The 19,531-nt window shown below is 72.2% G+C and carries 11 protein-coding genes and 1 pseudogene; 4 read left to right on the top strand and 8 right to left on the bottom strand.

Annotated elements, in window-relative coordinates; all coding sequences use genetic code 11:
• Nucleotides 1–514 precede the first annotated feature (514 nt).
• A complete protein-coding gene (locus tag H7H31_RS11755) occupies nt 515–5,443 on the top strand; it encodes a DUF3320 domain-containing protein (RefSeq protein ID WP_187062948.1) in 4,929 nt (1,642 codons plus the stop codon).
• A 104-nt stretch (nt 5,444–5,547) separates the two neighbouring features.
• Here the strand turns inward: H7H31_RS11755 and H7H31_RS11750 are convergent, their stop codons facing one another.
• A complete protein-coding gene (locus H7H31_RS11750; protein ID WP_187062947.1) occupies nt 5,548–6,102 on the bottom strand; it encodes a Uma2 family endonuclease in 555 nt (184 codons plus the stop codon).
• A 118-nt stretch (nt 6,103–6,220) separates the two neighbouring features.
• Nucleotides 6,221–6,363, bottom strand: a pseudogene (locus H7H31_RS11745) (Uma2 family endonuclease); the annotation flags it as partial.
• A 202-nt stretch (nt 6,364–6,565) separates the two neighbouring features.
• On the opposite strand from H7H31_RS11745, the gene H7H31_RS11740 reads away from it, so the two are divergent.
• Together H7H31_RS11740 and H7H31_RS11735 are read left to right on the top strand one after the other, a co-directional pair.
• Nucleotides 6,566–8,683 (top strand): thioredoxin domain-containing protein, encoded by a 2,118-nt coding sequence (locus tag H7H31_RS11740; RefSeq protein WP_372455971.1) that lies wholly within the window; start codon nt 6,566–6,568, stop codon nt 8,681–8,683.
• Nucleotides 8,684–8,890: 207 nt separating this feature from the next.
• A complete protein-coding gene (locus tag H7H31_RS11735) occupies nt 8,891–9,940 on the top strand; it encodes an MDR family NADP-dependent oxidoreductase (RefSeq protein ID WP_187062945.1) in 1,050 nt (349 codons plus the stop codon).
• Between the two features lie 198 nt (nt 9,941–10,138).
• On the opposite strand, the gene H7H31_RS11730 is transcribed toward H7H31_RS11735, so the two are convergent.
• The 3 genes from H7H31_RS11730 to trhA form a co-directional block, all read right to left on the bottom strand.
• Nucleotides 10,139–10,837 carry a TetR/AcrR family transcriptional regulator gene (locus tag H7H31_RS11730; RefSeq protein WP_187117901.1) on the bottom strand — a complete coding sequence of 233 codons (699 nt, stop codon included), beginning with the start codon at nt 10,835–10,837 and terminating at the stop codon, nt 10,139–10,141.
• Nucleotides 10,838–10,842: 5 nt separating this feature from the next.
• Nucleotides 10,843–12,552: an MFS transporter gene (locus tag H7H31_RS11725; protein ID WP_269475447.1), complete on the bottom strand. Its 1,710-nt coding sequence runs from the start codon at nt 12,550–12,552 to the stop codon at nt 10,843–10,845.
• Nucleotides 12,553–12,734: 182 nt separating this feature from the next.
• Nucleotides 12,735–13,433 carry a PAQR family membrane homeostasis protein TrhA gene (trhA, locus tag H7H31_RS11720; protein ID WP_187062115.1) on the bottom strand — a complete coding sequence of 233 codons (699 nt, stop codon included), beginning with the start codon at nt 13,431–13,433 and terminating at the stop codon, nt 12,735–12,737.
• 319 nt (nt 13,434–13,752) lie between these two features.
• On the opposite strand from trhA, the gene H7H31_RS11715 reads away from it, so the two are divergent.
• A complete protein-coding gene (locus tag H7H31_RS11715; protein WP_187062114.1) occupies nt 13,753–15,561 on the top strand; it encodes a phosphoenolpyruvate carboxykinase (GTP) in 1,809 nt (602 codons plus the stop codon).
• A 112-nt stretch (nt 15,562–15,673) separates the two neighbouring features.
• Here H7H31_RS11715 and H7H31_RS11710 read toward each other — a convergent pair whose 3' ends face one another.
• The 3 genes from H7H31_RS11710 to H7H31_RS11700 are packed head-to-tail and all read right to left on the bottom strand — an operon-like array spanning nt 15,674 to nt 19,528.
• On the bottom strand, nt 15,674–16,480 hold the full coding sequence (locus H7H31_RS11710; RefSeq protein WP_308284262.1) for a hypothetical protein: 807 nt from the start codon (nt 16,478–16,480) through the stop codon (nt 15,674–15,676).
• Nucleotides 16,467–18,314: a substrate-binding and vWA domain-containing protein gene (locus H7H31_RS11705; RefSeq protein ID WP_187062113.1), complete on the bottom strand. Its 1,848-nt coding sequence runs from the start codon at nt 18,312–18,314 to the stop codon at nt 16,467–16,469. The genes H7H31_RS11710 and H7H31_RS11705 overlap by 14 nt, the downstream gene beginning before the upstream one ends.
• Entirely contained in the window at nt 18,314–19,528 is a 1,215-nt protein-coding gene (locus H7H31_RS11700) for a toxic anion resistance protein (RefSeq protein WP_187062112.1), read from the bottom strand. Before H7H31_RS11700 ends, H7H31_RS11705 begins: the two co-directional genes overlap by 1 nt.
• Nucleotides 19,529–19,531 lie beyond the last annotated feature (3 nt).

The following is a 19,531-nucleotide window of genomic DNA, read 5'->3' as shown; positions in this document are numbered from 1 at the left end:
GCTCCCTCGTGCCGTAACCGATGACGTGTCGTGTTCCACGACCGGTTCCTGGCGATCTTCCCCGTACGACATCGCGCGCCACCCACCACGGCGGGCGCGGCGGATGTGCCCAGTGTTCCGTGCCTTTTCCGAATGCGGCAGGGCTGTGGATAACTGCTGGGCGGGGACCTGTGGATAACTCTCAGCCGGAGCGAATTCAGGGGATGATGGACTCATGTCGACCGCTCGATCCGCCGGGTGCACGGTGGCCCGCTCATCGAGAAGAAGTCCGAGCGACGTCCTGTCAAAGGGGCGCCCGCCCGACCGAAGGTGACGGACTGGCACGTCGCGGTTGAACTCGTCACCGTGGGGTCGCGCCACCGCGATGCCCGTAAGAATCGACACGAACACAACAAGTGAGCAACTTCTTGCGGATCTCGGGCGCGTGGCGAGTGCAGCCTGATAAGCAGATGGGCTCAGGGGGCTTACCGCGCGAGGCTCCCTTCGTGTGCCCTGCCTAGGAGGACCTGGCCGTATGCCCCGTCAGCAGCAGACCGTCTCGTTCGCTTCAAGTGACGACCTCGGGCTCAACCGGTTGAAGGCTGTTCTCGGCGGCTGGCGCACCTCGTTGATCGACATGGGCGGTCGCAACCGGCTTCTCAATTTCCGCCACACCAGGACGGCAACGCTTGAGCTGACTGCCCCTTCGGCCTCGGAACTGCTGAAGGGCCTCGTGCGGGGATGGCGTTTCGCCGCGGTTACCGCGGGCCCAGAGGACGAGAGCGTGGAGCCCGCCCTCGACGTACGCACAGAGCCTGGCCTGGTGACGCAGAAGACCACGCAGCGGGCGCTCGATTCCTCCCTGTACCAGCTCCGCCAGAAGTCGACCCAGACGTTCAACGACTACGGCCTGTGGGTCCTCTGGCTGGGCGTCGGCATGCTCGACTGGCGGGAGGAGGGCGCGCACGAGAGCAGCTCGGCCCCGCTGCTCCTCGTCCCTGTCGAACTGCGCAGGGACCGCGACCGGCGCTACCGCCTGCATCCGGCCGACAATCAGGACCCCATGCACAACCCGGCCCTGGCCGTGAAGCTCGAACGGCTCGGCATCGACTGGAGTCCCGTCGCGGACACGGACGTCTCCGACGCGGCCGGGGCCATCGCCGCGGCCCGCACGGTGGCGGCTCAGCAGAAGGGCTGGTCCGTCGAAGAGCGGGTGGTCCTCGGCCTCTTCGCCTCCCACCGCGAGGCCATGTACCAGGACCTCAGGCAGAACGAGGACCGCATTCTCGGCAGCGAGCTGGTCAGGGCCATCGCCCTCGGCCCGGACTCCGGCCTGCCGGACGACGTCATCGGCTTCGTCCCCCCGGACCTCGACCGCATCGACGAGCTCCAGTCGCCGGAGCAGACCCCCCTCGTGCTGGACGCGGACGCCTCACAGCGCCAGTGCATCGGCGCAGCTCTTGCCGGACGGTCCTTCGTGATGAGCGGCCCGCCCGGCACGGGCAAGAGCCAGACCATCACCAACATGATCGCCGCCCTGATGCACGCGGGGCGCACCGTGCTGTTCGTCAGTGAGAAGGCGGCGGCGCTCGATGTCGTACGGAACCGGCTCCGCGGTGTCGGACTCGGCGACTTCGTCATGGCGCTGCACAGCGGCGACACCAGCAAGAAGGCCGTCGCCACGGAGCTGAACCGGGTCCTCACCACCGAGGCCCGGGTCACCGGAGCCGCGGCGCACGAACTGGAGCGGGCCCGCAAGCTGCGGAAGGAGCTGTCCGCCTACGCCGCGGCGATGAACGTGAGCAGGGAGCCCCTGGAGCGCACGCTGCACGATGTCCTGGGCCGCCTGCTCCAACTTGAGCGGGCGGAGACGCCGGCGCTGCCGCTGGCCGCGCGGAACTCGAGGACGATCGGCGAGCTGAGCGCCGGAGCGCTCCAGGAGGCCATCGCGGCCGCCCGGACGGTCAGCCGTGCGTGGCGTCCCGCTATCGAGGGGGAGTCCTTCGCCTGGCGCGGGCTGATCGGTTCCGCACCGCAACAGGTGCTGTCCGAAGCCGACGACGCGCTCGCCGCCATCCGGAGCGTGTCCGCACGCCGCCCCTTCGCCGCCACGCAGGAGGAGCCCGGCTCGGTCCGCGAGCTCCAGCAGACCGTACGCTCCCTCCGCTCGCACCTCCCGGAGCCGGGCGCCCCGCGGGACGCCGCCCTGCCGGAGGACGTCTCCGGGCCCCCGACGCAGCTCGCCGACCTCTTCGGTCTCCCGTACGACCACACCCCGAAGGCCGCGTTCGCGCGGTGCGAGCTCGCCGACCTGACACAGGTCACCCACCGCCCGCCTCGCGCATGGTTCGACGTCGACGGGCTCCGCGGGGCGCACGCGGCGGCCGAGGAGCTGCGCACGGCCCTGGCGGCGGAGGCGGAGGCACGGGCCGCCGCCGATGACCTCTTCACCGAACAGGTCCTGACCTCGGAGGAACTGCCCGAGCTGGTGGACCGCTTCGCGGCGCACAGCGGTCTGTTCGCCCGCTTCTCGGCCCAGCACAAGGCAGACCGCAAGGCAGCCGCCGCCCTCACACGCTCCGGAACGTGGGACAAGGAGGTATCCGGCCGCCTCCACCAGGCCCTGGCCTGGCAGCAGGCGAGCGCCGAGGTGCGGCGCCGCGCCGACGGGCACGCCGACCTGCTGGGCCGGTACGGCCCGCGTACTCAGGACGACCTGGCAGCACTCGACGGGGCGCTGGCCACGGCGGACAGCATCGCTCGGCTGGCCCTTGGCGCGACGGACCAGGGCCTGCTGGCCGACCGTCTGGCCGACGACGCGGACCCGGACCCGCTGCCCGCCGTGCTGGCCGACAACGTACGCCGCTCGCTCAGCGACTGGTGCACGGCCGCCGAAGACCGGGCGGAGCGCTGGTCCGCCGCCGCGACCGCTCTGCTCGACCTGTTCGACGCGCCTCGCAAGGCCCAGCTCTCGGCCTCCCTGCTGGGCGCCTTCGACCAGGCGCGGCAGGTGCTCGACACCCTGCTCGGCGACCCGCACGGCCCGCAGGAGTGGCAGGCGTATCACGACGGGCTCTCGACCCTGGCCCGCCACGGCGCGGACGCGCTCGTGGCCGGTGCCGCCGAGCGCGACCTTGATCCGCGGCACCTTCCCGACGTGGTCGAACAGGCATTCCTGCGGTCCTGGGCCGATAACGTCCTCGCCACCGACACCCGGCTTCGCACCACCCGCTCCGGGGACCTCGACGCACGCGTCGTCGAGTTCAAGGAAGCCGACCGGAAGCTGATCGAGGCGGCGGGCCGTGCGGTGATCGAGGCGTGCAACAAGCGCCGCCCACGCAACCACGCCGCCGGAGCCGGTGCCGTCATCAAGAAGGAGGCGGAGAAGAAGACCCGCCACTTGCCGGTGCGCGAACTGCTCAACAGGACCCGCGGAGTGACGCAGGCCATCAAGCCCTGCTTCATGATGAGCCCGCTCACGGTCAGCCAGTTCCTCCCGGCCGACTTCCACTTCGACGTCGTCATCTTCGACGAGGCGTCCCAGGTCCGCCCCAGCGACGCGATCAACTGCGTCTACCGGGGCCGCAGTCTCGTCGTCGCGGGCGACGACAAGCAGCTACCGCCCACCTCGTTCTTCGACGCCGCGGTCGAGGACGACTCCGACGAATACGCGGAGGACGCCCCGGACTCCTTCGAGTCGCTGCTGCACGCCTGCAAGGCCGGTGCCATGCGGGAGTTGCCGCTGCGCTGGCACTACCGCAGCCGCCACGAAGACCTGATCACCTTCAGCAACAGGGAGTTCTACGACAACTCGATGGTGACCTTCCCCGGGGCGCTGGAGGTCGGCAACGACGTGGGTGTTGCCTACTTCCGCACGGACGGCGTGTACGACAGGGGTGCACGTCGTGACAACCAGCGGGAGGCAGAGTATGTCGCTCAGCGCGTCATCCACCACTTCGACACGCGCCCCGGTCGCACCCTCGGCGTGGTGGCCCTCTCCCAGGCGCAGGCGGCGGCGATCGACCTGGCCGTGCAGCAGGCGAGAATCCAGCGCCCGGATCTGGACCACTGCTTCACCGAGGACCGGCTGGGCGGCTTCTTCGTCAAGAACCTCGAATCGGTGCAGGGCGACGAGCGCGACGTCATGATCATGTCCGTCGGTTACGGCCCCGACGAGCGCGGCACCCTGGGTCTCAACTTCGGCCCGATCAACAAATCGGGTGGTTGGCGCCGCCTCAACGTCGCGGTCACCCGCGCCCGCCACCGCATGGAGGTCGTGGCCTCCTTCCACGGCGCGCAACTGAAGGACAGCTCCAACGAGAGCGTCCAGTACCTGAAGCGCTATCTGGAGTACGCGGAGAACGGACCGGTCGTGCTGGCGCGCGATGTCATACAACCGGACGCCGAACCCGACAGCCCCTTCGAGGAGTCCGTGCTCGCGGCGCTACGAGGCTGGGGTTACCCAGTCCAACCCCAGGTCGGCGTCGCGGGTTACCGCATCGACCTCGGGGTACGCCACCCCGAGTGGCCCGGCGCGTACGCCCTGGGCATCGAGTGCGACGGCGCGATGTACCACTCCTCCAGGGCCGCCCGCGACCGCGACCGGCTGCGGGAACAGGTCCTGAACGGACTGGGTTGGCGGCTCTACCGCATTTGGGGCACGGACTGGTACCGGGGCCGCGCGGGCGCGGAGCTGCGACTGAAGGAGGCGGTGGAGCAGGCCATCGCGATGGGCCCGCTGGGCGCGGGGCCGGCAGAGACCATGCCGGAGCCCGGCGCGCCGGAAACGCCGGAGCCCTCACTGAAGGTCCCGGTCCCCGCCGCGCGGGCCGCGTCGGAGGTCGAGTACGAGCGGGTGCCGGTGGACACGACACCGGAGCGGGACTGGGCAGCGACGTACCGCACCAGCGCGGTCGGCATGCACGCGATGTACGAGCTGCACTCGACCGAGGCCCGCCCAGCCCTGCGGAAGGCCCTGCGACAGGCCATCGAGACGGAGGGCCCGATCCACGAGGACCTGCTGGTGCAGCGGGCTCGGGAGGCGTGGGGCGTGGCCCGGGCAGGCAGCCGAATCCGGGACAACGTTCTTGGCGTGCTGCAGGCCCTCGCCCGGTCAGGCGCGGTACGCCGCGACGGCAGCTTCTACGACGTGGCCGAGTGGGCCCCCCTCAAGGCCCGCCGCCCGGAGGCCGGGGAGAAGCTGCGAACCGTGACGCAGATCGCACCGGCCGAGCGCCGGCTGGCGCTGCACGAACTGGCGGCGGAATCGCCCGGTATGTCGGAAGACGAGCTGATCAAGCAGGCGTGCGAGTTCTTCGGTTGGCGGCGGGCCGGCCGGGACATCCGCGAGCGGCTGAGTGCGGACATCGCGGAACTGCAGGAGCACGGCGCACTACGCGGCGGGCCGGACCACATCAGCGCGGTGCCGCGCGAAGCGGGCGAAGGGGTCGCAGGCTCCGCCTGAGCTGGCCGGGCAGGCGGTAGAAGGCCCGCCGCTCCCGCCTCTGGGCGCACCGGGCGGGGAAGCCCCGTTCTCCTGCCGCCTTCGGCTGGGGCGCCGGAGGCACGTCAACTGGGGTCGGTTTCTGGTTCAGGCAGGGGGAGCTCGTCCAGGTCGAGGACGAATGTGCGGCCGTCGGCCAGGGGGATGGGGAGCTTTCCGGTGCCGTACGGGTGGGTTTCCGCAGTGGCGTAGCCGCTCCCGGTGGGCTCGGTGTGGACGACTACTTCGCTCGCGTAGGGGTCCACGACCAGGTAGATGGGGATGTCGTAGCGGCCGTACTTCGCTGTGCAGTCGTCGTAGTCTTTGCGTGCGGAGGAGACCGACACGACCTCGGAGATCAGTAGGACGTCCGCGAAGCCGTAACGCCTGCCTTCGCGACGAGCGTCCTGGCGCAGGATCGCAAGGTCGGGGGCGGAGTTCTCGTCTGCCGGGAAGTCGATATAGACGTCCGAGGGGGTCTTCGCGTGGCGGCCGAGGGACACCACCGTGTCGTACTGCATTGATTTGATCGTGCTGGAGTGCTCATAGCTCTGCGGAGTCATGATGATCTTTCCATCGATGCCGAAGAAGACCACGTGTCCTTCGGGGAACTCGGTACGCACGATCGAGTCGATGCTCATGGCAGGGGGCTCCTTCCCGTGTGCTGCCAGGATACGGCGGGTGACGCCCCCCGCAGGGTGATGTGGTTGGCCTCGCCCGCGCGCCCCGCGAGAGGCTTCGACTCAGCCTGGCCGGATGTTAGATAGTGCCCAAATCCACAGGCACGGAGACGGCGCGACAGCCTTCACCACCCCTGTGAACACCTCGCCGTCCCGGTAGGCCCTGTTGGCAGGGACGAGAAGGTAGGTGTAGACGGTCGGAATGCCCGTGGCGGCTCGCTCCGCGCTGATCTGCGTGCGCGTCCACGCAGGCACGGCCATCTCGGCGGTCATGGCGCACCCCCTTCGAGGTGCTCGACGACTTCTGAGCTGTTCGGCTCGGCCCACTGCCTCCACTGCCCCCACTGGGCCCAACGGTGGGCTCGAAGGGCTGGTCAGACGCGCTCCCGTGTGACATGAACCGGGGCGTGCGACGATGCCCCGTATGAACCGCCTGGCCGACTCGCAATCGCCCTACCTCCGGCAGCACGCTGACAACCCCGTCCACTGGTGGCCCTGGCAGCCGGAGGCGTTCGAGGAGGCGCGGCGGCGGGACGTGCCCGTGTTGCTGTCGGTCGGGTACTCCGCGTGTCACTGGTGTCACGTCATGGCGCACGAGTCCTTCGCCGACGAATCGGTCGCCGCCTATCTCAACGAGCACTTCGTCTCGGTCAAGGTGGACCGGGAGGAGCGGCCCGATATCGACGCCGTGTACATGGAGGCGGTGCAGGCCGCCACCGGGCATGGTGGGTGGCCGATGACGGTGTTTCTCACGCCGGAGGCCGAGCCGTTCTACTTCGGCACTTATTTTCCGCCCGAGCCGCGGCACGGCATGCCCGGGTTTCGGCAGGTGCTCGAAGGGGTGGTCAGCGCGTGGGTGGATCGGCGGGGGGAGGTCGGGGAGGTCGCCGGGCGGATCGTGCGGGAGTTGGCCGGGCGTTCGCTGTCGTATGACGCGCCCCGGCCGCCCGGGAACGCCGAACTACACGCCGCGCTCATCGGGCTGACCCGGGAGTTCGACGCGGTGCGCGGCGGCTTCGGCGGCGCGCCCAAGTTTCCGCCGTCCATGGTGTTGGAGTTCCTGCTCAGGCACCACGCCCGTACGGGTTCCGAGGCCGCGCTGCAAATGGTGCAGGCCACCTGTGAGGCGATGGCGCGCGGGGGGATCTACGACCAGCTCGGCGGCGGGTTCGCGCGGTATTCCGTGGATGCGGAATGGGTCGTTCCGCACTTCGAGAAGATGCTGTACGACAACGCGCTGCTGTGCCGCGTGTACGCCCATCTGTGGCGGGCGACCGGCTCGGACCTGGCCCGTCGCGTCGCCCTGGAGACCGCGGACTTCCTGGTCCGGGAACTCCGTACCGAGCAGGGCGGTTTCGCGTCGGCGCTCGACGCCGACAGCCCCGTGTTCGAGGACGACCCGGCCGCCGGCGCCACGGAAGGCGACGCGGAAGGCGGCGCGGGGGAGACCGGGGCCGGAGGCGCGGGGAGCGGTCGGCACGCGGAGGGGGTCTTCTACGTGTGGACCCCGGGCCAGTTGCGGCGGGTGCTGGGAGAGGCCGACGCCGAGTTGGCCGCCGGGTACTTCGGGGTGACCGAGGAGGGGACGTTCGAGGAGGGCGCGTCCGTGCTGCGGCTGCCGGACGGGCAGCCGCTGGCGGACGCGGAGGCCGTGGACTCCGTACGTCGGCGGCTGCTCGCCGCCCGCGAGGAGCGACCGAGGCCCGAGCGGGACGACAAGGTGATCGCCGCGTGGAACGGGCTGGCCATCGCGGCGCTCGCCGAGACCGGGGCGTACTTCGAGCGGCCCGACCTGACGGCGGCGGCAGTCGAAACGGCCGACCTGCTGGTCCGCGTCCATCTGGACTACCACGGGCGGCTGATGCGCACCTCGCGCGACGGGACCCCCGGCGAGAGCGCGGGCGTGCTTGAGGACTACGCGGACGTCGCGGAGGGCTTCCTCACGCTGTCGGGGGTGACCGGCGAGGGGGTGTGGGTGGAGTTCGCGGGCCTGCTCCTCGACACCGTGCTGCGGCACTTCACCGCCGAGGACGGGACGCTCTTCGACACGGCCGACGACGCCGAGACGCTGATCAGGCGCCCGCAGGACCCGACTGACAACGCCGTGCCCTCCGGTTGGACGGCGGCGGCCGGCGCGCTCGTCGGGTACGCCGCCGCCACCGGCAGCGGCCGGCACCGGGAGGCCGCCGAACGCGCCCTGGGCGTGGTGACGGCCCTGGCCGGCCGCGCGCCCCGCTTCGTCGGCTGGGGGCTGGCGGCCGGGGAAGCGCTCCTGGACGGGCCGCGCGAGGTGGCCGTCGTGGGCGACCCCGACGACGCGGCGACGCGGCGACTGCACCGGGCCGCGCTGCTGGGGACGGCGCCCGGCGCGGTGGTGGCGGTCGGCGAACCGGACGGGGACGAGGTGCCGCTGCTGGCGCACCGCCCGCTCGTGGACGGCCGGCCGGCGGCGTACGTGTGCCGGAACTTCACCTGCGACGCGCCGACGACCGACCCGGACCTGCTCGCGGCGGCGCTGCGCGGCCCGGCGGTGGACGGCTAGCGCGGGCGGACGGCTAGCGCGGGCGGGCCGCGTCAACCGAACCGACGGGGTGTCGGTGAGTTGGCGGGCGGACATCAAGTACCCCCAGGATGGGGGCACTTGTTCTCCGCGCGAGCGACGTGGCTCGCTCGCGCGTCGTTCGCGGGGGCGCGCGGATGGCCCGGACGCCCGGGTGCTCGGCGCGTCGCCGCTATGCCGAGGAGCACCATGGCCACTGACACCGCAGCGGGTCCGTACGGCGATCTTCCCGCCACGCACCGCGAGATCCACCTCGCCGAGCGCCCGACGGGCGCGTTGACCGAGGAGCACTTCACCGTCGTCGAGGCGCCGCTGCCGAGCCCCGGCCCGGGCCAACTGCTCGTCCGCAACCGCTACATGACCGTCGTCGCCGTCATGCGGACGTTGATGTCCGACGCGAACCTGCCCATGCCGGCCTACGAGGTCAACCGGCCGCTGTGGGGGCCGGTGATCGGTGAGGTCATCGCCGCGCCGGGCGCGGCGGCCGGCGGCCGGATCGAGCCGGGCACGCTGGTGCAGCACCACGACTCGTGGCGGGAGTACGCGGCGGTGGACGCCGACGTGGCCAAGCCGCTCGACCTGACCGCGCTGCCGGACCCCGCGGCCCACCTCTCGCAGGCGCTGACCGCCTGGGCCGCGGTGGTGGAGGCGGCCGAAGTGCGGCCCGGCGAGACGGCGTTCGTGAGCGGGGCGGCCGGTGGCGTCGGCTGCATGGCCGGGCAGATGCTGCGGCTGCACGGGGCGGGCCGGGTCATCGGCAGCACCGGTTCGCGGCGCAAGGCGGACTACCTCGTGAACGAGCTGGGGTACGACGCCGTCGTGATCCGGGGCGCGGGGTCGATCGAGGGGCAGTTACGGGAGGCGGCCCCCGACGGGATCGACGTGGTCTTCGACACCGTCGGCGGCGAGCAGTTGCGGGCGGCGCTCGCGGTGGCCAACCGCAGGGCCAGGTTCGCCATCGTCGGGGCGCTCTCCGGGCAGTTGGACGGCGAGGGCAAGCAGGCACTGGTGGAGATCGACACCCTGCAACTGCTGGCGCGCGGCATCGAGTTGCGCGGCATCACGCTCCTCGACCACCTGGACTCGGTGCCCGCGTGGACCCGGGAGATAGGCCGGGCCATGGCCGACGGCAAGCTCACCTTCCCGCACGTCCGCTACGCCGGGCTCGACCGGGCCCCGGCCGCGCTGGTGGAGCTGATCGAGGGCCGGCACATCGGCACGGTGGTGGTGGAGCTGTGAGCGCGTAGCCGGGGGGTGGCGGCGCGGGCGACCGCGTGCGGCGGGCCCGCCGCCGCCCCGGGCCCGGGTTACGGGGTCGTGCCCGCCCCGGGGCGAATCCGCGTCGCCCCGGGACTACGGGCCGGGCTACTCGCCCGCGCCCGCCCGCGTTACGAGCCCGCGTCGCCCCGGGTCACGGGCCCGGGTCCGTGCCGGGGGCTACGGGCGGGGGCCGGCCGGGGTGTCGTCGGTGGGCGGGCGGGGCGGGAGGGTGAGGCCACGGGCGAGGACGTCCAGCGTGGTGTCGAGGAGTGCCTCCAGGTCGCCGGCCTGACCGGTGTCCACCCAGTACATGACGGTCTCGTGGAGCGCGGCGAGTAGCGCGGAGGTGATGACGCGCAGCTCCAGGTCGTCGGCGGGCTTGCCGGTGCGTTCGGCGAGGACGGAGCGGATGACGCGGTTGGACTCCGCCTGCGTCTCGGCCATGCGGCCACGGATCGCGGGGACGTCGCGGATCAGCCTGGTGCGCAGCACGATGCTGTCGTCCTGGTGGAGGACGAGGTCGCGCAGCGAGGCGATGAGGACCTGGCGGATCGACTCCACCGGGTGCTCGTCCACGGGCCGGGCGCGCAGGGCCTCCTCGATGACGGGGTCGTACTCGTCGGTGAGGACGATGTCTTCCTTGGTGGGGAAGTAGCGGAAGACGGTGCTGGGGGAGACCTCGGCAGCCTCGGCGATCTGGTCGACGGGCGTCGCGTCGTACCCCTGCTCGGCGAAGAGCCGGTAGGCGGCGTGCCGGATCGCCTGGCGGGTCTGGATCTTCTTCCGCTCGCGGAGCCCGAGCTTGCGCTCGCGCCCGGTGCCGAGCGTGGGCACCATCCCGGGCTCCGCGGCGGACGTCGTACGTGCTGAGGCCATGGTCCCTATTGTCGGCCATCGCCGGGCGCCCCGGCCACGTGCGACGGCGGTGTCGCGGGCGCCGCCGGGCCCGGCGCGCCACCGGGTGCCGCGGCATCGCCGCCGGGCGTCGCACCGCTCGGGCCAGCGGGATCGCCCGGACCGCCCGAACCAGCCGCGCCACCTGGGCCAGCCGGGCCACCGGGGCCGCCCGGACCACCCGGACCCTGGGCCTTGTCGGCGGCCGGGCGGGCCGGGCGCGAGTCGGGGAGGAAGCAGGCGGTGAGCGCGGCGGCGAGCAGGGCCGTGGCGCCGCAGACCAGCAGGACCAGGGCCATGCCGTGCACGTACGCGGAGTTGGCGGACTCCGCGAGCCCCGGGTCGCCGAGCGCGTCGGCGACCAGGTGGGCGGCGACGATCGAGTCGTCGGCGGTGTCGGCGGCGTCAGGCGGCAGGCCGTCGGTGCGCAGCCGGTCGCCGTACCCGCTGGCGAGCAGGCTGCCGAGCAGCGCCACGCCGATCGCGCCACCGAACTGCCGCAGCGTCATGAGCAGCCCGGAGCCGCTGCCCGCGCGCTCGCGCGGGAGGGCGCCGAGCGCGGCGTCCATGGCGGGCACGATCGCGAAGCCGAACCCGAAGCCGACGACGGTCAACCACAGCGCGGTGTGCCCGTACCCGTCGCCGGCGTCGGTGGTGGCCCCGAGGAAGGCCGCGCCCGCCAGCGTGGTCAGGCCGGCCGGGACGACCACGCGCGGGCCGAACCGTTCGATGAGGGGGGCGCTGGCGCGGGCCGCGACGAGGAGGCCGCCCATCATCGGCAGCAGGCGCACCCCGGTGCCGAACGCGTCGTGGCCCAGGACCGCCTGGAGGTACGGGGGCAGGATGAACAGCAACCCCGACAGGACCAGGGTCACCAGCGTCGCGGCGACCGAGTTCCACAGGAAGCCCCGCTGGCCGAGGAGCCCGATGTCGAGCATCGGGCGCGCCCGCCGCCGCTCCCGCAGCACCAGCCCGGTGATCAGCGCGACGGCGGTGAACAGCGCCAGCAGGGTCAGCGGCGCGCCCCAGCCGTGGTCGGGGCCCTCGATGATGCCGAACACGAGCAGGCCGAGTCCGAGGGTGGCCAGCAGGGTGCTGCCGATGTCCACGGTGGGCGCGGCCGGGTCGCGGGTCTCGGGGATGAGCAGGGCGCAGCAGAGGATGCCGATCGCGGCCAGCGGCACGTTGACGAAGAAGACCGAGCCCCACCAGAAGTGGTCGAGCAGCCAGCCGCCGATGATCGGGCCGAGCGGCATGCCGAGCGCGGAGGCGGCGGAGATGGCGCCGATGGCCTTGGTGCGCTCGCCGGGGCCGAACAGCGAGGGCACCACCGAGAGCGCGAGCGGCATGACCAGCGCCGCGCCGAGCCCCATCACCGTACGGGCGACGATCACCCAGCCCGGGGTGGAGACGACGGTGCCGACCAGGGAGCCGACGAGGAAGATCCCGAGGCCCGTGATGAGCATCGAGCGGCGCCCGAACCGGTCGCCGAGCAGCCCGGCCGGGAGCATCGTCGCGGCGAACACGACGAGGTACGAGTCGGCGATCCACTGCTGCTCACCGGTGTCGGCGCCGAGTTGGGACGCCATGGTCGGCAGCGCCACGTTGAGGATGGTCATGTCGAAGCCGAGCACGAGCATGCAGGTGACCAGCGCGCCCAGGGCCCACCAGCGACGGGGGTCGGGTTGGTCCGTCACGGCAACCTCCAGTAGTTAACGTCAAATGACAGTAACTCTCAAATTCTGCTTACCGTCAATCTGCATCGGATGTTGCATCGTGAGTTGAGGGGCGTGCGGTGCCGTCGCGGCGACGTGGTGCGGACAGCGCGACGGCCGCGCCCCGGGGGTGGGGCGCGGCCGTGGTGTGGGTGGGGTGGTGGTCAGCCGTGCTGGTAGGCGACGAGCGAGATGCCGACGTAGTGCACGACGAAGGCGGCCAGCGTCAGCGAGTGGAAGACCTCGTGGAAGCCGAACCAGCGGGGCGAGGGGTTGGGGCGCTTGATGCCGTAGATCACGCCGCCGGCGCTGTAGAGGAGGCCGCCGACGATGACGCAGACCAGGACCGCGATGCCGCCGGTGCGCAGGAAGTCGGGCAGGAAGAAGACGGCGGCCCAGCCCATGGCGATGTAGCAGGGGGTGTAGAGCCAGCGCGGGGCGCCGACCCAGAAGACCCGGAACGCGATGCCGGCCAGTGCCGCCACCCACACGCCCCACAGCAGCGCCTGCTGTCGGCCGCCGTCGATGAGCAGCAGGGTCAGCGGCGTGTAGGTGCCGGCGATGATCAGGAAGATGTTGGCGTGGTCGAGGCGGCGCAGCACGCCCTCGGTGCGCGGGCTCCAGGTGCCTCGGTGGTAGAGCGCGCTCACGCCGAACAGGAGGCAGGCCGTGAGCGTGTAGACCGCGCAGGCCAGTCGGCCCCGGCCGCTGTCGGCCAGGGCGGTCAGCACGATGCCGGAGATCAGGACCGCGGGGAACATGCCGGCGTGCAGCCAGCCGCGTAGCCGTGGTTTGAGGGGCGGGGGCACCGTCGTCTCCCGTTCGCCGGCGGTGTCCAGGGCCTCGGGTGGAGCGGCAGTCATGCTCGCCATGCTACCTACGCCACCGTAAGTTACGGCCCGGTGTCGAGTGGTCATCCTCACGGGGGCGCCCCCTGGACAGAACGCCCAACGGGTCGGATGATCAAATGAGCGCGGTCGGCACCGGATGAGCTGAGCATCCGGGTCGCAGCCCCCAAGGGGTAGCTGTCTCCATCACTGGATATACGGATGTGTGCATCCGTAGCGGATGTGTGCACCTGTGTCCGCCCAAAACCCTCAATCTGACGCCGGAGCAGTCGGGCTCCGGCGGAACGGAGCGATCGTGGCGCGCAGCGCTGAATCCTCCGGGGCTCTCAGCCCCGTGGCTCAGAACAACACCCCCACGAACCACCAGGAGCTGGTCTCCTGGGTGCACGAGATCGCCGCCCTGACCGAACCCGCCGCGATCGTCTGGTGCGACGGCTCGCAGGCCGAGTACGAGCGGCTGGCCGAGGAACTCGTGGCGAAGGGCACGTTCAAGCGGCTCGACCCGATCAAGCGCCCGCACTCGTACTACGCGGCCTCCGACCCCAGCGACGTGGCCCGGGTCGAGGACCGCACCTTCATCTGCTCGGCGAAGGAAGAAGACGCGGGGCCGACCAACCACTGGAAGCACCCCGACGAGATGCGCGAGATCTTCGCCGGGGAACAGGGCGTCTTCCGGGGCTCGATGCGCGGACGCACCATGTACGTGGTGCCGTTCTGCATGGGCCCGCTCGGCTCGCCGCTCTCCGCCATCGGCGTGGAGATCACCGACTCCGCGTACGTCGCCGTCTCGATGCGCACCATGACGCGGATGGGTCAGCCGGTCCTGGACGAGCTGGGCGACGACGGCTTCTTCGTCAAGGCCGTGCACACCCTCGGCGCCCCGCTGGAGCCGGGCCAGGCCGACGTGCCGTGGCCGTGCAACACGACCAAGTACATCTCGCACTTCCCCGAGTCGCGCGAGATCTGGTCGTACGGCTCCGGCTACGGCGGCAACGCGCTGCTCGGCAAGAAGTGCTACGCGCTGCGCATCGCCTCCGTGATGGCCCGCGACGAGGGCTGGCTCGCCGAGCACATGCTCATCCTCAAGCTGACGCCGCCGCAGGGGGAGGCCAAGTACGTGGCCGCGGCGTTCCCCTCCGCCTGCGGCAAGACCAACCTCGCGATGCTGGAGCCCACCATCCCCGGGTGGACGGTGGAGACCATCGGCGACGACATCGCCTGGATGCGCTTCGGCGAGGACGGCCGGCTGTACGCGATCAACCCGGAGGCCGGGTTCTTCGGCGTGGCCCCCGGCACCGGCGAGCACACCAACGCCAACGCGATGAAGACCCTGTGGGGCAACGCGGTCTTCACCAACGTCGCGCTCACCGACGACGGCGACGTGTGGTGGGAGGGCATGACCGAGGAGCCGCCCGCGCACCTGACCGACTGGAAGGGCAACGACTGGACCCCGGAGTCCGGGACGCCGGCCGCGCACCCCAACGCCCGGTTCACCGTGCCGGCCGGGCAGTGCCCGATCATCGCGCCGGAGTGGGAGGACCCGAAGGGCGTGCCGATCTCGGCCATCCTCTTCGGCGGCCGGCGCGCCAGCGCGGTGCCGCTGGTCACCGAGTCCCTCTCCTGGCAGCACGGCGTCTTCCTCGGCGCCAACGTCGCCTCCGAGAAGACCGCGGCGGCCGAGGGCAAGGTCGGCGAGCTGCGCCGGGACCCGTTCGCCATGCTGCCCTTCTGCGGCTACAACATGGGCGACTACATGGGCCACTGGGTCAGGGTCGGACAGAGCGCCGACCAGGACAAGCTGCCGAAGATCTACTACGTGAACTGGTTCCGCAAGAACGAGGAGGGCAAGTTCGTCTGGCCCGGCTTCGGCGAGAACAGCCGCGTGCTCAAGTGGATCGTGGAGCGCCTCGACGGCAAGGCCGACGGCGTGCGGACGCCGATCGGCGTGCTGCCGACCAAGGAGGCGCTGGACACGGACGGGCTCGACCTCTCCGACGCGGACCTGGAGTTCCTGCTCACCGTGGACCCGGAGGTCTGGCGTGAGGAGGCGGCCCTGGTGCCCGAGCACCTGAACACCTTCGGGGACCACACCCCCAAGGAGATCTGGGACGAGTACCGGGCGCTGGTCGAACGGCTCGGCTGAGGTGAGGGGACGCCCTCTCGCGAGAGGGCGTCCCCGGACGAGGCCCCACCGGGCCGGCGCGCCGTGCCGGCCGCCCGGCCCCGCCACGAGGAGCCCGCCACCGGCGACCTCGCTACGGCGTCCGCTCCTCCGGCGCCGGCCCCGCCCCCGCGCCGTCGGGGGCCTTCCGCGTCTCCGGGGACGCCGACCCGGCCGACCCAGCCAGCCCGGCCGTCTCAGTCGACCCCGCCGACCCGGCCGACCCAGCCAGCCCGGCCAACCCCGCCGCGCCCGGCTCGTTCGGGGCCGCCCGGTCCTCGTAGTACCGGGTCAGGGCCCGCTGGTGCCACGCCTCCGCGTCCCGGAGTTCGGCCGCCACCTTCGACGCCTCCTCCACCAACAGCCCGAGCTGGCGCCCGAGTTCCTCGTCCGGGCCCTGGCCGCCCGGGGTGAGCCGGGACCACCAGCGGGTGCGCAGGTAGGCGTCCACGCTCTCCGGGGTGTCCTGGCGGATGACGCGGGTCAGCCGGTGCAGCGTCTCGCTGTCGGCCGCCAGCGCCTCGCCCGCGCCCCGCTCCGGGTCGAGCAGCGCGGACAGCAACGCGGTCAGGTCGTCCAGCAGCCGCTCCGCCTCGTCGGGCAGCCGGTCCCGGGAGCGCACGCCGGACAGGTACTCCTTCAGCGTCCCCAGGTCCGCGCGCAGCGCCTCCACCTGCTCGCCCGGCGCGGGGAAGTCCGGCGACGCGGGCCGCTCGGGCGGGGCGAGCAGGGCCCCGGCCCCGTACAGGCCCGCGACGACCACCGGCCAGTACGCGCCGGCCGCGCCCACCGCGTAGAGACCGAGCCCCGCCAGGCCCAGCGCGCAGCCCGTCAGGTTCTTGCGGGACTCCAGGTAGCGCAGGGCGGACGGGCGCCGGTCGGCGCGGTCACTGGTAGCCACGGATCTCCTCGAACGCGCCGTCCAACGAGCCCTCCACCGCGTCGAAGAGCTGGCCTCCGGTCAGGTCCGCGATGTGCTCCAGCTCGGTGCGGTCCGAGTCGCCGAAGAGGATCGGGAAGACGGGGACGGAGCGCTGGTCACCGGAGAGCCCCCGGTAGAAGGCGTCGAAGTCGCCCGCCTTGGCCCCCGTCGTGTTCTCCCCGTCCGTCATCAGCACGATCGAGGTGAACCGGTCGTCGCCGGCCTTCGACGCGCGCTCGCCCAGGTGCCGGTACGCCTCCTGGAGGCTGCTGTAGATCGCCGTGTCGCCGCCGGCGACGAGCCCGTCCACGTCCGCGCGGATCAGGTCGAGCGCCCGGGCCGGCTCCCGCTCCGGGACGGTGTGCGTGTTGACCTCCTTGACCTGGTCGGAGAAGGGCATCAGCGTCACCTCCTCGCGGTCCCGGAACCGCTTGCCGGTGGCCGAGTCGTCGGAGCCGGTCAGTTTCCGCAGCGCCGCCTTGAGCCGGCCGAGCCGCTCCTCGTCCATGGAGCCCGAGGTGTCCAGGACGTACACGGTCCGCGAGGGGCGGCGCAGTTCGTTCTCGTACGAGTCGAGCAGCCGGTCCGCGACGTCGCGGCTGCCGGGGAAGGGCAGCTCGCGGCGCGGCTCACGGGCGATGCCGTCGGTGGGGGGCACGGAGGAGTTGACCGGGCGGCGGAACGTCTCCCGGGTCAGGGCCCGTTGGGCCTCCGGGGAGCGCAGGTACCGGGTGAGGGACGCGTAGGAGTCGCGAGCACCCTGGTCGGCCGACGTGAGCAGGCTCAGCGGGTAGTCCGCGGTGACCACGCCGTCGGTGGGGCGGATCACGGTCAGGTCGCCGATGCCGGCCACGGGCTCGGTCGTGGCGGTGTCGGAGTCCGCGCCCCGCTCGCCGTCGTGGCCGAGCAGCTTGCCGCGTTGGAGCGAGAGCAGCACCGACTCGTAGTTGATCAGCGCGTCCACCGGTGGCCGCTGGCCGGCCCTGCGGGCGAACGCCTCGGCCAGCCAGCCCGACGAGCCGGAGGTCAGCTTCTGGCCGGCGAAGAACTCGCGCAGCTTGGGCGAGGCCGCCCTGACGTCGGCGTCGGTGAGGGCGGACTGCGCCCCGGAGAGCGCCGAGGTGAGGGCGATCAGCGCGGAGTAGCCGGAGTTGGAGCGGACCGGGTCGGTCATGCCGTAGGTGAGCTTGCCGTCGGTGACGGCCTTGTGCACGTCGGACCAGGTGACCCGGCCCGGCTCCCAGCCCAGCCGCTTGACGGCGCCCTCGCGCACGCCGAGGGCCACCGGCGAGGAGACGATCGGCGTCTCGGTCCTGATCTTCTTCTGCTCGCCGGTGAGCAGCCGCAGGTAGTCGTTGGAGGCCAGCCACACCGCGTCGTACGTGCCGTCGGCCCGACCCGAGGCGACCGTCTGCGCGCCGTCCAGGGTGCCGGTCCAGGTCGGTTCGATCTTCACGCCGGTGGCCCGTTCGGCGTCCTTGAGCACGGACGACAGGTCGGACAGCTCGCTGCTGGCCAGCACCCGCAGGGTGCCGGGCGCGCGCCGCTTGCCGTTGTCGTCGTCGTCGCTCCCGCCGTCCGAGCTGGAGCAGCCGGCGGTCAGGGCCAGCGCGAGCACGGCGGCGGTGGTGGACAGCGACCGGGGAGTCCGGCGGCGGGGGCCGGTGCGCGGGGTGGCCGCCGCGGGCTCGGTGGCCGGCAGGGCGGCCCGGCCCCGGGCGCCGGGCCCGAAGGGGCGGACGGCCAACAGGCGGGCGGCCAGGCGGTGGATGGCCGAGCGGTGGGCGGCCAGGCGTCGGGTGGTGCGTCTCATCAGCGGTCTCCACCCAGCTCGGGCTTGCTACGGGCGCGTTCGATGTGCGCGCTGGCCGTCTGGAGCTCGTCGGTCAGCGAGGCGACGGTGGCGGCCATCGCGTCGGTGGCGCGGGCCTTGTACGTGTCGATCGTGTCCAGCGTCTGGTAGATCTGGTGGAACGCGGCGCGCAGCGTATCGGCGCCCACCGCCGGGTCGGCCGCGATCCGCTGGATCTCGCCGCTCTGCGTGGCGAGCATCTCCGCGTTCGCCCGGATCAGCTCCTCGGTCGTCCCGCGCAAGGCGTTGACCTGCTCGACCACCCTGCGCTGGTTCTCCAGCGCGGCCGAGAGCATGACGGCGATCCGCAGCGCGGAGACGGTGGTGGTCGCGGCCCGCTCCACGCCCTTGATCAGCTCGTCGTTGTTGCGCCGTACGACGTCCATCGCCAGGTAGCCCTGCGCGCACACGGCCAGTTGGGTCAGCAGGTCCTGGTGCTTCTGGCGGACGGGGAAGAGCACGTCGGCCCGCAGCGCCTCGGCCCGGGCCGGGTCGGTGGCCTCCGCCTCGGCGACCCGCTGGGTGACGGCCTGGTCCAGCGCGTCGGTGAGCACCGTGTACTCCTGGAGCTTGCCCATCGTCTCCCAGAGCCTGACCCGCTCGGTGTGCAGCGAGGCGTTGTCGCGGCGCAGCTCGTCCTGGCCCGACCGCAGGGCGCCGACGATCTTGTTGAGGGTGCCCTGGGCGGAGGCGTACCTGGCGACGTGGTCGCGCAGCCTGTTGCCGCCGGGCAGTTTGGCGAGGAGCTTGCGCGCGCCGCGGCCCGGCCTCTCGCGCGGGTCCAGGTCCTCGACGGTGCGGCGCAGTTCGAGCAGGCTGGAGGAGACCCGACCCTGCGCGTCGCCGCCCTGCCCGTCGGGGCCGCCCTTGGCGTCGGACAGGGCGCGCACGGTGCGCTCCAGCATCCGGTTGGACTGCTGGGCGGCGCCGCGTATCTCGCCCGCGCCGAGTTCGGTGATCTCGCTGACGCGGCCGGCGAACTCGGGGGAGCGGGCGTCGAGTTCGGCGATCGAGTCGACGTACTCGGCCGCCCTGGCCGCCATCTCGGAGGCGACCTGGTCGCCGAGCGGCACCAGGCCGATCGCGGACTCCTTCGGCACGGCCGCCACCGGCTCGGGCGGGGTGAGGACCAGCGGCGATTCCAGGCGCGGATCGGGCGGTGACAGTGGCTGCATGGT

It is taken from the genome of Streptomyces buecherae, from assembly GCF_014295035.1.
Taxonomy (GTDB): Bacteria; Actinomycetota; Actinomycetes; order Streptomycetales; family Streptomycetaceae; genus Streptomyces; species Streptomyces youssoufiensis.
Note: the sequence above shows the minus strand (reverse complement) of the source record. Positions and strands in the feature narration are given on the sequence as shown.